At 54.5% G+C, this 13,205-nt stretch carries 12 protein-coding genes; 9 read left to right on the top strand and 3 right to left on the bottom strand.

Annotation, left to right across the window (positions count from 1 at the left end):
- Positions 1-45: 45 nt before the first annotated feature.
- Together AC6IZD_RS07325 and AC6IZD_RS07320 are read left to right on the top strand one after the other, a co-directional pair.
- On the top strand, positions 46-276 hold the full coding sequence (locus AC6IZD_RS07325; RefSeq protein WP_497787034.1) for a hypothetical protein: 231 nt from the start codon (positions 46-48) through the stop codon (positions 274-276).
- A gap of 7 nt (positions 277-283) precedes the next feature.
- Positions 284-976: a DedA family protein gene (locus tag AC6IZD_RS07320; RefSeq protein ID WP_497787033.1), complete on the top strand. Its 693-nt coding sequence runs from the start codon at positions 284-286 to the stop codon at positions 974-976.
- Between the two features lie 71 nt (positions 977-1,047).
- On the opposite strand, the gene hpnJ is transcribed toward AC6IZD_RS07320, so the two are convergent.
- Complete coding sequence (gene hpnJ, locus AC6IZD_RS07315; RefSeq protein ID WP_497787032.1) at positions 1,048-2,526, bottom strand: hopanoid biosynthesis associated radical SAM protein HpnJ; 1,479 nt, start codon at positions 2,524-2,526, stop codon at positions 1,048-1,050.
- Positions 2,527-2,817: 291 nt separating this feature from the next.
- On the opposite strand from hpnJ, the gene AC6IZD_RS07310 reads away from it, so the two are divergent.
- Together AC6IZD_RS07310 and AC6IZD_RS07305 are read left to right on the top strand one after the other, a co-directional pair.
- Entirely contained in the window at positions 2,818-4,023 is a 1,206-nt protein-coding gene (locus AC6IZD_RS07310) for an ABC transporter permease (RefSeq protein ID WP_497787031.1), read from the top strand.
- Between the two features lie 32 nt (positions 4,024-4,055).
- Positions 4,056-5,411 (top strand): ArnT family glycosyltransferase, encoded by a 1,356-nt coding sequence (locus AC6IZD_RS07305; RefSeq protein ID WP_497787030.1) that lies wholly within the window; start codon positions 4,056-4,058, stop codon positions 5,409-5,411.
- On the opposite strand, the gene AC6IZD_RS07300 is transcribed toward AC6IZD_RS07305, so the two are convergent.
- Positions 5,408-5,905 (bottom strand): hypothetical protein, encoded by a 498-nt coding sequence (locus tag AC6IZD_RS07300; RefSeq protein ID WP_497787029.1) that lies wholly within the window; start codon positions 5,903-5,905, stop codon positions 5,408-5,410. The genes AC6IZD_RS07305 and AC6IZD_RS07300 overlap by 4 nt on opposite strands.
- A gap of 87 nt (positions 5,906-5,992) precedes the next feature.
- Here AC6IZD_RS07300 and AC6IZD_RS07295 point away from each other — a divergent pair, with 87 nt between their 5' ends.
- The gene (locus AC6IZD_RS07295) at positions 5,993-7,975 is read left to right on the top strand and encodes a S9 family peptidase (RefSeq protein WP_497787028.1); all 1,983 of its coding nucleotides are present in this window, start codon (positions 5,993-5,995) and stop codon (positions 7,973-7,975) included.
- 4 nt (positions 7,976-7,979) lie between these two features.
- On the opposite strand, the gene AC6IZD_RS07290 is transcribed toward AC6IZD_RS07295, so the two are convergent.
- Positions 7,980-8,966 carry an alkaline phosphatase family protein gene (locus AC6IZD_RS07290; protein ID WP_497787027.1) on the bottom strand — a complete coding sequence of 329 codons (987 nt, stop codon included), beginning with the start codon at positions 8,964-8,966 and terminating at the stop codon, positions 7,980-7,982.
- 172 nt (positions 8,967-9,138) lie between these two features.
- Here AC6IZD_RS07290 and AC6IZD_RS07285 point away from each other — a divergent pair, with 172 nt between their 5' ends.
- The 4 genes from AC6IZD_RS07285 (at position 9,139) to AC6IZD_RS07270 (ending at position 13,076) form a co-directional block, all read left to right on the top strand.
- Positions 9,139-10,482: a nucleotide sugar dehydrogenase gene (locus AC6IZD_RS07285; RefSeq protein ID WP_497787026.1), complete on the top strand. Its 1,344-nt coding sequence runs from the start codon at positions 9,139-9,141 to the stop codon at positions 10,480-10,482.
- Positions 10,483-10,616: 134 nt separating this feature from the next.
- A complete protein-coding gene (locus tag AC6IZD_RS07280) occupies positions 10,617-11,564 on the top strand; it encodes an SDR family oxidoreductase (protein WP_497787025.1) in 948 nt (315 codons plus the stop codon).
- A gap of 121 nt (positions 11,565-11,685) precedes the next feature.
- Entirely contained in the window at positions 11,686-12,204 is a 519-nt protein-coding gene (locus AC6IZD_RS07275; RefSeq protein ID WP_497787024.1) for a hypothetical protein, read from the top strand.
- 143 nt (positions 12,205-12,347) lie between these two features.
- Entirely contained in the window at positions 12,348-13,076 is a 729-nt protein-coding gene (locus AC6IZD_RS07270) for an autotransporter outer membrane beta-barrel domain-containing protein (protein WP_497787023.1), read from the top strand.
- Positions 13,077-13,205: the final 129 nt, after the last annotated feature.

Here is a 13,205-nt window from a genome sequence, read left to right as displayed (position 1 = left end):
CTTTTGCTGATTGACCACAGGAGGCGAAGCTACTAGGCTCAAGTTATGGCAGTTAAAGCGATTCAGCTAGGTCAAGTTTGGAAAGAGGAAGCCAGCGGTGAAAGCTTCCTCGTAACGAAGGTTTACAACGAGGTATTTTCGCAATTTGCCATGTTGCGCCCGGCCAACGCCTCGGCACCTTCGGCAGAGACCCGCCGCATCAAAGTAACAAAGACGGCACAGGGGCTATTGCTGCCGGGATACGTATTCACACAAGACTCTAACCAAGAGTTCTGAAGGACTCATGATCGAACACATCTTGCTGACACTGGCTGGAATCATCAAAGCCGTGATCTCCTCGCTCGGGTATCCGGGCATCGCGGTGCTGATGGGCGTTGAGTCAGCGTGCATTCCTCTGCCTTCTGAAGTGATCATGCCTTTTGCAGGATACCTGGTGTATACCGGACGATTCAGTTCCCTGGCGATGGTTGCCACGCTGGGAGCAATTGGCTGCAACCTGGGCTCGATCCTCGCATACGAAGTCGGCGCTTATGGCGGACGTCCGCTGATTGAGCGCTATGGCCGCTACATCCTGATGAATCGCCATGATCTCGACGCAAGCGATCGCTTCTTCCAGAAATACGGCAGCATTACGGTGTTCATCGGACGGCTGCTACCGGTGGTCCGCACGTTTATCGCACTACCAGCGGGAATCGCGCGCATGTCTCGCGGCAAGTTTCATCTGTACACTTTCGCCGGATCGTGGCCGTGGTGTTATGTGCTGGCCTATGTGGGCGCGACCCTTGGCGAGCGTTGGGACAGCGATCCGCGGTTGAAGATGTGGTTCCACCGTCTGGATGCCGTCATCGTACTCGTGCTGCTGGTCGGGATCTTCTACTTCGTGCAAGGGCACTGGAGAAACCGCGTGAAAGCCGCCGAACAACTCTCAGGTAAGGCGCAGGAAGTGCCGAGCAAAGCTGAGGGTGTAGCAGATTAGATATCTGAAATAGCGAGCGAAATGAAAAAGGCCCGCAATTGCTGCGGGCCTTTGATTTGCTTTGAATAGCTCTACACCTTGGCGGGTTCTTCGGCAGCGCGAGCGGCTTGCTTCGCTCGAGCTTGCTGAACCGCCTTGATACGTGAGCGTCGCAGAGTGAGGAACTCCTTGGCTTCCTTGTAAAGACGCTTACGATCTTCACTCTTAAACAGAGAGCCGAGAACGATGGGAACCCAGACCTTGGGACGGAAGTAGTACTCGTCGTAGAACTTGTGCACCATCTCCATGGTGTAGTCGGCGGGCAAGCCGGGGTACTCAACGTGAGCTACCTGGTGTCCGCCAAGATCGACCATGTCGTTTTCACGAATTACATAGTCGTTCTGCTTGACATAGTCGTAGAACTCGGTGCCGGGATAAGCGTGGGCGACCGAAACCTGGATGGTTTCGACGTTGAGTTCCTTCGCGAACTCGATCGTGCGCCGAATGGTGTCGCGAGTCTCGCCGGGAAGACCCAAGATAAAGTCGCCGTGTATGACAAGCCCGAGTTTCTTGCAGTCCTTAACGAACTGGCGAGCGCGCTCAAGGGTGGCACCCTTCTTGATGTTCTTGAGAATTTGCGGGTCACCAGATTCGAAACCAACAATCAGAAGGCGGCATCCCGCTTCTTTCATCGCCTTCAGCGTCTCGTAGTCGGTGGTGACACGCGAGGTGCAGGACCAGGTTAGCCCGAGCGGCTTCAGCTTGGAACACAGCTCGATTGTGCGCGCCTTCTGAATGTTGAAGGTGTCGTCATCGAAGAAGAATTCCTTGACCTCAGGCCAGTACTGCTTCGCCTTGGCCATTTCGGCAGCAATGTCGTCAGATGAGCGCTTGCGCCAGGCGTGGCCGGAGTGCGTCTGCGGCCAGAGGCAGAAGGTGCACTGAGCCGGGCATCCGCGTGTGGAATAGAGTGCCACGTAAGGATGCATGAGGAACGGCACGTTGTAGCGCGTAACGTCGAGGTCACGCTTGTAAACATCCGTGACGTGCGGCAATTCGTCGAGATTCTCAACAGCGGGACGATCGAGGTTATGAATGATCTTACCGTCAGGACCGCGGAAACTCGCGCCGAGAATTTCGGGCAGCGGCTTGCCATTGGCGTATTCAACCACGGCGTAGTCGAACTCGCGTCGCACGATGAAATCGATTTCGGGATGGCTGAGCGCGTGCTCGGGTGAGACCGTCACATGAGGGCCGACAAAGCAGACTTTCAGTCGCGGATTGGCCTGCTTCATGAGGCCAGCGAGCTTCACATCGCCTTCGAATCCGGGCGTGCTGGTGAACAGCACCATGAAGTCGTACTCTTTGCCGATCTCGATGGTCTGTTCGGCAGTGACGTGGTGCGGGTTGGCATCAAGCAGCCGCGAGCCCTCCAGCATTCCAGCAGGGTAAGCGAGCCAAACCGGGTACCAATACGACTCGATTTCGCGCGTGGCCGGCCAGCGTGAGCTGGCGCCGCCATCAAAGTTCTCAAACGAGGGCGGATTGAGGAACAGTGTTTTCAAAGGCATAGATATCCATCTCTGATACTATCATCGGCTTTTCAATGGCAGCACGAAATGCATGCGGAATGTGAAAAACCAATGGTGAACCGTCGCAGAGCATCAGCGGGCAGAGCTCAAATCTTCAGCCTTGCCAATTCTGGTGACTCAACAGCGGATCGGTTGGCCTAGATTACCCATCCAGAATCGATTCAGAGTCTTGGCAAGCGGTTGCGCCTGCTGACCGAAATTCGTTCACACTTGCAAATTGGCTAGGCGAGACATGAAACTAAAAAGCGATTAAGACACGAAGGGGAAAACATGGCGCATATCAGCCGCGAGACATGGCAGGTGGCAATCGACGCTCTGCGAGCCAACAAGGTGAAGGCTGCGCTGACGATGCTCGGCGTCGTGATCGGCTCGGCCTGTATCGTACTGGTCGTGACAATTGCCTTGATCGGCAAAACCTACGTCATGGCGCAGATCGAGGGCGTTGGCTCGAACCTGGTCTATGCCGGGTACATGGGCGGCACCGCAAGTGCGCGTTCGCAGGCTGACGAAATCAGTCTGAATGACATGGAAGCCATTAGGCATCTGCCGCACGTAATCGAAGTGGCAGGCACTTATGACATGGCGACGAGCGTCGTCATCAATGGGCAGGAAAAACCGGTATCGCTGATTGGCGTAACCGAGGGCTTCCAGAAAATTCGCAATCTGCAAATACTCGAGGGCCGCTTTTTTGACGACCTCGATCAGCAGACCGGAGCCAAGGGATGCCTGATTACGCAGGATCTGGCGAAGCAACTACCTCCGGGGCCCATGATTGGACGCCAGCTTCGGGTCGGCGAACAGACGTTTACGGTGATTGCAGTTTTTCGGGAACGCGTGGCGACCTTCGGACAATCGGAAATCACTTCGCAGTCGGTACTAATCCCATTCTCTCTGATCAAGTACTATTCCGGCAACGATTACGTCAAGACGATGTATGCGCAGACGGATTCGGGCGACAGCGTTCCCGCCGCGACCGTTGCAGTGCAGAATTTGCTTAAAAGCCGACATACGCCGGGTGCGGTCTATTCCGTACAGAACCTCTCCTCGATTCTCGAAGCGGCGCGCAAGATCTCAATGGCGCTCACGATGGTGCTGATGCTGGTGGGCACGATCGCTTTGATTATCAGCGGCGTTGGAATCATGAACATCATGCTGGTAACGGTCACGGAACGTACGCGCGAAATCGGCCTGCGAAAAGCTGTGGGTGCGCAGACAGACGAGATTTTGTACCAGTTCCTGATCGAAGCATTAATCATCAGCGGTGTGGGAGCGATCATCGGAATTCTGATTGCCGTAAGCGTGAAGATCATCGTCGAGCCACTGATCCCGCCAGAGGTCGGGCTGAAAATTCCGATCTCGGTGTATTCGGTCATCGTGGCTTTTGTGGTCTCCTGCGCGACGGGAGTGCTCTTCGGGTATCTTCCAGCAAACAAGGCTTCGAAGCTGCAACCGACCGAATCGTTGCGATACGAGTAGGACGGTTTCTATCTACTAAACCCCGAGTTCCAATGAGCCTGGGTTTTTCGTTTTACAACTCAGAGCTGCAAACTGCCTTCCCACTGAAGATGAGCCGGTTCTTAGCGCGACATTCGGGCGCACTGATGGTCGCTGTGGGGCTAGTGCTGCGCCTCGGCTCCGTCGCCTACCAATTCAGATATCATCTGAACCCCGCGCTGGATCACTGGCGATTTGGCTGGGAGATGGGACGCGTGGCTCGGTCGATCTACGAAGGACACGGCTTTGCTTCGCCAATGTACGAGCCATCTGGGCCAACTGCATGGGTAGCACCTGTGTATCCGCTGCTGATTGCACTAGGCTTCAAGATCTTCGGACTCTATACGGCTGCGGCAGCCTGGTTCATTCTCGGATTGAATTCACTCTTTGGAGCACTGACGGCTCTGCCAATCCGAGCGACTGTTCGTGCAGTGTTTGGAAATAGCGCAGAACAGCAGGCCAAGATCGCAGGCTGGATGTGGGCTTTACTTCCATACTCGATCTACGTCGCAGGGGAACGCATCTGGGAGAACACTCTCACAACATTGCTGGCGGCATGCCTGCTCGCTCTGACCTACAAAGTGGAAAGAGATGGACGTCTGCGCGTTTGGATACTGTGGGGCGCAACCTGGGCACTTGGCGCACTGACGAGCACTGCCCTGCTCGCTGCACTGCCAGCCATGGGGCTTTGGATTGCTTGGCGTCATCAGCGCAGTGGGCGCCAGTGGTTCTGGCAAGCGACGAGTTCGGCGCTCATATTTTGCGCGATTCTCGCGCCGTGGGTGGCGAGGAACTATGTAGTCCTGCATCGGTTCATACCCGTCCGGGATAACTTCTGGCTGGAAATGCACGTGGGAAACAACGGAGACCACAGGCAGCCATGTCCAGACGCCGTGCACCCGTCGAATTCGGCGCAGGAACGGGATGAATGGGTGCGTTTCGGGGAACTTGGGTACATGGACGCCAAGAAAATGCAGGCCACAAATTACATCCGGCAGCATCCGGCGGAATTTCTGGAGTTGAGTGCTCGGCGGGCCTTATTCGTGTGGACCGGGTTCTGGAGCGCCAGTCGCGAATACCTGCGATCAGAACCGATGGAACTCTTTGCGACTGCTTACTTCACGCTCATGACGGTGCTAGCTACTGCGGGAATTGTGCTCGCGTCGCGACGAGGATTTGCTGCCATGTTGATCCCGATGCTGCTGTTCCTGCTACTCTTCCCTGCTCCCTACTACATCACACACCCAAGCTATGACTATCGGCACCCCATGGATCCGATCATCATGGTCATGATCGCTTACGCGTTGGTGGCGCGTATGCGAAACCGCAACGCGGATGTGCCCGAAATCTCTCTGGCAAAAGCAGGCTAGCTTCTGGACTGAAATTCAAGCTGCTCCTGTTGGTACAGCGGCCAGTGCTCTCCAGCAGCGTCGTGCAGGCGTTTCACCAGCTTTCCGTACACCCGCATCGACAATTGCTCCTCTGAGTCAAGGCTCAGCTTTGCAGTGTCTCGGAGGCCGAAGAAGGCCTTTCCGGTCTCAACCTGGATCTCGTGCCATGGGATAAACAGCGGTGGATGAAACAGACGCAAAGGCATGAGGATCGCCATTACCTCAAGGTGGAGTCCTTTGTGATTCGCACCCACGCTTAAGCAGTTGTTGTAATCGCACCATCCCCGGAATCGAGCACTCTGCCACCGCCAAGTCGCGCCCTGAAACGGATCTTCCTGTCGAAAACGGCGAGTGAGGAAAGACCAGCCGCTGAGTTTGCTAAGCAGCCACATGATCGCAATGAAGTAGACGGGAAATGCGAGTAACACAACCAACACTGGAAATATAGCGCGCACTGGAATTGGGAAGCCCATGCCCGGTATGGTAGCCGAGAGCTGAGTTCAGGGCCAGAAATTCTCGAACGGACCTACATTGCTCCCTCGTTTGCTAAACTGCATGGCATGTTTTCACGTGCACTGTTCTCGGCTATGTCATCTGCTATCGTCATGTGCATGAGCACTTTGGCCACAGCGCAATCGCTTCCTGTCCCTCAGGCCGTCACTGATCCAACAAAGCTCCAATCCGCTACGGTCGAGAACCTTCAGAAGTTCTCAATCGCTGCGCTTTACAGCACGCGGCAGATCGGCGGATCGACATGGTCTCCGGACGGATCGCGAGTTGCGTTTATTTCGAACATCAGCGGACGCAACAATGTGTGGACAGTGCCGTCATCGGGCGGTTGGCCCACACAGCTCACGATCAGCGATCAGCGGCAGGCGTCGCCGACATGGTCTCCGGATGGGAAGTGGATCGCCTACATGAGCGACAAAGATGGGAACGAGCTGTGGGACATCTTCCTTGTGAGTCCGCAGAACGGTGAGGTGACTAACTTGACGGCGTCTCCAGATTCGGCGGATGAGGCTCCGGTGTGGTCCCCCGATTCGCACTTCGTGGCATACATGACGAAGAAGAAGACTTCACCAAGCTTCGAGATCGACGTCATCGACATCGCTTCGCGCCGGACAACGCACGTGACACGCAATTCCCCATCTCAGCTTGGAAACATGTATCCGTTGTGGTCCTCTGATGGGAAATTCATTGCATATACGCAAGAGAACGCCAGTGGAAAAGATTCCAACATTTTCCTATATGAGGTTGCGACCAGGACTTCGACGAATCTGACGCAGCACACTGGAGACAAAAAGTATTCGGCAGAGGCATTTTCTCCGGATGGAAAGCGGTTGTTGATCACGAGCAATGCGGAAAATGGATACGACAATGTTGCGCTGCTCGAAATCGATACCCACAAACTGACTTGGGTCACAAATGGCAAGTGGGAGATCCGAGCACATGCCTTCTCTCCCGATGGCGAGAGCATCTACTGGACGGCGAACGTGGACGGCCGGGAGGGACTGTATTCACGCGCAACGGCGGGCGGAGATGTTGCGAGATTGGCAGTGCCGGACGGCGTGAACGGCTTTGGTGGAAATGTGTCGCCTTTCTCCCACGATGGACAGCGACTGCTCTACTACCACACAGGCGCGAAAGCTCCGAACGATCTCCACGCGCTGGACATGAAATCGCAGCACTCGGTTCAGTTGACGGATTCGCTTTTGGCCGGGTTGAACCCGAGTAGCATGGTGACACCTACGCTGGTTCGATACCCGAGCAAGGATGGGAAGTTCACGATTTCGGCGTGGGCCTATATCCCTAACAACATCGTACGCAACCAGCAATATCCGGCGATTGTCTACATCCACGGTGGTCCCGCTTCACAGTCAATGGACGGGTTTAATCGTTTTATCCAGTACATCAACAATCAGGGCTACATCGTGATAGCCCCCAATTATCGCGGCGGTACTGGGTATGGGTTGGAGTTCCAAGAGGCCAACCGCCACGACGCGGGCGGCGAGGAACTGAATGACGTGCTTGGCGCGGCGGATTTCATCCTGAAGACCGGATTCGTCGATCCCAAGAAGTTGATTGTGATGGGAGGCAGCTATGGCGGCTACCTGACGATGATGGCGGTTACCAAGCACCCGGAAATGTGGGCAGCCGGAGTGCCAATCGTTCCATTTGTGAACTGGTTTACGGAGTTCGAAAACGAAGATCCGCAGTTGCAGGAGTACGACCGGCTATTCATGGGTGATCCGGTAAAGGACAAGGCACTGTGGCAGGAACGCTCGCCGATAAACTTCATCGATCAAGTGAAGGCTCCGCTGTTGATCCTTGCAGGTGGCAACGACCCAAGATGCCCGAAGACAGAGGCGCAACAGGTCGCCGACGCCATCAAGAAGCACGGCGGAACTGCAATTCTGAAGGTCTATGAAAATGAGGGGCATGGCTTTGCCCGCGTTGAGAATCAGATCGACGCTTACCAGAGGGTCGCAGATTTTCTACGAGTGCGGGTTCCCTCGCCCGGTTGTGGCTGCGGAATTCAATAATGCCTTACTTCCAAATCTCGCCCATATCGGGAGCGGCGGCGGCGAGGTTTGGAAACGAGGTTATGCCCTGCGCAGACAACATCAGGCGCAGCAGGCTCTGGTGTTGGTACGTTCCGGTGGCTTGGTAAGCAGATTTCACATTTGTCCCAATCAACAACGTAGCTACATGCCCGCCACCGTTGGTCGTGTCGGCCTCCTCGGCTTCATCGAACGTGATCACCAGCAAGCCGCTACTTTGGAAACTTGAGTTAGCGAAGATCGCCGGCAGCGTGGCTTTCAGCCAATTGTCGGCTTGCTGCACCCGGATGGCTGATGTGCAGGTCGTTACTGTCGGAGCGCAGTTGTGTCCGACGTTATACATGTCGCCGACAATCATGGTGAAGTTGGGCAACGTGGCGGTCACATCGGTGGCGAACTGCGATAAGGGAACAATATTGTTTGCCGCTGCGGTCCCAGCTACATCGGTGAAATAGGCGAACGGGTTATGGCGCTTGAGATAGGCTCCAGTATTTCCACCCGTATAGCCGGCCGAGGGAATTCCTTCGGCATACACCTTCCAAGATTTTGCAGAACCGGTCTCCGCACTGGCTAATTCAGGAGGCGAAACGGTGCCACTGTAATTGTCATCGTTCGTCACCACTTGCCCAGCAGTCATCATGAAATAGTTTCCGATGGAGGGATGTGTGTTGGCATAGAAATTGGGCACCAGTGCGCCCTGAGGAATGAGGGAATTCAGATAAGGCGCATTTGTGCTGGCCACGACCTCTGAGTAGCTGGCATTTTCGAGCACCACGAGAACAACGTGATCGGCTTTGTTCGCTGGCGCGGGTGGAGGCGTCGGAGTGGGATTGGTCGGAGGATTCGTAGTGGGCGGGTTTGTGGCACTTGAACTGCTACCACTACCGCATGCGGCAAGTAACAGCGACAGCGTAAGGCAAGGAATCAAGACCAAAGATTTACAAGGAATGAAGCGACTCTGATAAGCAGACACATGCGCCTCCGGCCAATTCAGATGCGCAATATGATTGCTGTGTTTGGTCCAACTATTCTGATGAAACATGGACGCTGAAGCAGTATTCAGCATCACAGATATTCAGGAGGGGCTCTGGTGGGCTCCTTTTTGCTAGATTAGGTAATGTTGTTCATTCGTGGAGGCATCACCGATGCACATTTCCGTCTCGCAGTCTTCCAAATTGGAATCACTCATAGCCACTCGCCAAGCTCGGATTGGCATCATTGGCATGGGTTACGTCGGACTGCCGCTCACGCTGCTTTTCAGCGAACAGACTTTTCGGGTGACCGGATTCGATATTGACCCCGCAAAGATACAGGCGCTGAACTCCGGCAATTCCTATATTGTCCGTATTCCGGGCAGCGAAATTGCGCGCGCACAGGTGGCGGGATTCCGGGCGACGAGCAACTACTCCGAGATCACCGAAATGGATGCGGTGATCATCTGCGTTCCGACCCCGCTCGATGAGTATCATCAGCCCGACCTGAGCTACATCGAAAGAACAGCAAAGGCCATCGCACCGCATGTACGCGAAGGGCAATTAATAGTGTTGGAAAGTACGACCTATCCTGGCACGACAGAAGAAGTGCTGATTCCGATTCTGGAGTCCGGGAACAGGTCGGGACTGCGTGCCGTGCGCAAGGAAGGCGATTCGGGATTCTATATCGCTTTTTCTCCGGAGCGCGAAGACCCAGGCAACGATACTGTCGCCCGGCGAGACATTCCCAAGGTAGTTGGCGGATTGGAACCGACAGCAACGGCGTTGGCATCGGCTCTATATAGCAGCATTTTCAATCGCACGGTGCCAGTTTCATCTCCCGCGACTGCCGAGATGACCAAGTTGCTCGAAAATATCTACCGTTGCGTGAACATTGCACTCGTGAACGAGTTGAAGCAGCTATGCGATCGCATGGGAATCGATATTTTCGAGGTAATTGACGCAGCCAAGACAAAGCCATTCGGTTTCCAGGCGTTCTATCCCGGACCGGGACTAGGTGGGCATTGCATCCCGATCGACCCCTACTACCTGTCGTGGAAGGCCAAGCAGTTTGACTTCAGCACACGGTTCATCGAACTGGCGGGCGAAGTCAACGGTGACATGCCGTACTACGTGATTGAAAAGACGTCGCAGGCTCTGAACGAACGCAAAAAGTGCTTGAATGGATCGCGCGTACTTGTGCTTGGACTCGCGTACAAGCGCGATATCGATGACCTTCGCGAATCTCCTTCGCTCACCGTTATTGAATTGCTACGCAAGGCAGGCGCCGACGTGTATTACAACGATCCATACTTCCCTACCGTCGGACACGGACGCCACTACGATCTGAACATGACCTCGACGCCACTGGAAGATTTGAACCAGTATGACGCCGTTCTCATCGTGACCGATCACAGCAACTACGACTATCAGCAGATTGTCGATGAGGCACAACTTGTGGTGGATACGCGGAACGCCACAAAAGGCATCCGAGCGGACAACATCGTCCACTGTTAGAATCGAGCAGAGCCACAATCTAAGATTTGCGACACGCCTTGCGAAAAGCAGGGCGTGTCATTGCTTGACGGAAACGCGAAACGCGAGTGTTTACCTGAGAGCAGGCGTGGCTCGCTTGGAGCTAGCATAAGGGAATGTCGAAATACCTCATTACCGGGATCGCCGGATTCATTGGTTCTAATATCGCTCGCGCGCTGCTCGCAAAAGGCGCCTCAGTTCGCGGCATCGATAACTTCGCCACAGGCAAACGAGAGAATCTCGAAGACCTGCACGGAATTGAATTCATCGAAGGCACAATCGAAGATCCAGAGATGTGCGCCCGCGCATGCGAAAGCGTGGATTACGTATTCCACGAAGCTGCACTGGCCAGCGTACCGCGGTCGGTGAAAGATCCTGTCGCCTCGAACGCCACCAATGTGACCGGAACGTTGAACCTGCTGGTCGCGGCGCGAAATTCAAACGTTCGCCGTGTTGTTTATGCGGGATCCTCATCGGCTTATGGGGACCAGCCTACATTGCCGAAGCACGAAGAAATGATCCCTAAGCCGATCTCCCCGTATGCCGTGAGCAAGCTCACTGGCGAGCACTATATGAGCTGCTTTACGCAGGTCTATGGTTTGGAAACGGTCACGATTCGCTACTTCAATGTGTTCGGCCCGCATCAGGACCCATCATCCATGTATTCCGGGGTGCTCGCGAAATTTTCTCTGAGCATGCTGAATGGAACAACGCCTGTCATTTATGGCGACGGCACGCAAAGCCGGGATTTCACCTATATTGAGAACGTTGTTAATGCGAACCTGCTCGCGATGGCAGCACCAGCGGAGAGGGTTTCGGGATGTGTATTCAACGTCGCAACAGGCAAGCGCATTTCTCTGAACGAGACCGTCGAGCATTTACGTGAGCTCACGGGATACACCGGCACCGTAGAGTATTCCGAGCCTCGCGCAGGCGACATCGCTCATTCTGTGGCAGATATCTCGCGGGCGCGCGAAGCCCTCGGATACGAACCCACGGTCGACTTCCAGGAAGGGCTACGGCGCACCATTCAGTGGTATCGCGGAGTTGCCGCAGTTCGATAGTTTCGTGCCTTAGCAGCAAAGGCTGTTTGCGAATAACTGGGGCAATTGACTTTGAGGGGGGCGCTGGGTAGGCTCATGAGTTCAGTCAAATACAGCGCTCTTCCTCGCCGAGGATTCGACAATGAAACGAACTCTTGCTCTTCTACTGTTCCTTGTGTTTCTTGCAGCTTGCACCTCGCTTTACGCACAAGACAAACCGCCCGCCGTACTGTGGGACGCTGCGCAGTGCCTCGCCACCGGCAAATATGAATGGATAAACGTCGAGAACACCAAGGCGCTCGCATTGGGATTCCACGAGGATAAGAAGGCCTTTCATGGCGCGAAGTATCTATATGTCGTGGTGTTCAACTCGCCGAAGCGGGACGGGGGTAAGGTGTTTGACATTCGAATCAAAGGGCACCGTAACTACAGCATTGAAAACAACGCGACCTTCGTAACAGCGCCGAACGGAGGCATCACGTTTACGGAACCTCCTCTTGGTGGCAACTGGATGCAGAATCAATTGACCCAAGCGGTTCAGCAAATACTGCGAAAACGGAAGTGGTACGAAGCACAGGTGAAACAGCTAGTGAAGGGTGCGGACCACATTCGGTGCGAAACGAACGTCGAAGACCAGGTAGATACTCAACACAAGAACTAGTGTGCGCACGATTGTAAAGCGGACATTACAAACCGTACTTCATACTCTTTTTTTCTGCCGTGTCGACAAGATTTCTGTGAGTTGGTGCCATCCTAGAGGCAGCAACAACAACATGAGATTTGATGTAGAAAGGAACTTCAAGCATGAGCAAAGAGCAGAAGGCTGATGAGACTGGATCGGCGATTCCTACTCGTGTGAAGCGCACGTTCCTGTGCTTGCTAGTATTTTGTTCTCTGTGCGTAACTCTGGCGACAGCGCAGGCCGGGTCCTTTGACGTAAGCTTCGGCTTGGGGACTGCCCACGCTAAGGCTCCCAATACTGGCATCGACCTGAATACCCTCCTCTCCTGCTCGCCCTCTACTGATTCGGCTTGCGTTACTACACCCAAGCTTTCCGGTGTGATGATGGGCTTCGATGGGCACTACATGCTCACCAAGAAGTACGGCGTCGGCGCAGAAGTAACGTTCCAGCCAGCCAAGCAGGACTATGTTGTGATTTCGCCATCCTCCTCGGGATTCGGCGAAAAATTGCAGTCAAGGCTCACGTTCTATGACTTCAATGGTTTTGCACGGCCATTAAGGAGCAAGCGAGCTTCTCTTGAGCTACAGGGCGGATTTGGCGGGGCCAATTTGCGGTTCTATGACGTGATCAATTCTTCGACCGTGCTCGGGAATTCCAATTCGTCTGAACAGTTCACGAGCGCCAACCACTTCCAGCTTCATTTCGGTGCTGGCGTGCCGATCTATGTGAAGGATCATTTCTTCGTACGCCCACAGTTCGATCTGCGTTACGTGCCAAACTTCAAGCAGTACGGCAGTGACTTGGTGACTCAGGGCATGGTTTACGTGGGATATACGTTCGGCGGCCAATAAACACGCTGCCCAAGACTCGTAGAAAAAGGGAAGCTTGCCGGCTTCCCTTTTTTTATTGTTCCCAACTTTCAACGACAATTCACTAGCTGGCCACGAGCCTAAAGTGAATCCCTGAGAACCTGCTGAAGT

The sequence above is a fragment of the Koromonas humicola genome (assembly GCF_059726255.1).
This window is presented reverse-complemented; position numbering and strand designations above follow the sequence as displayed.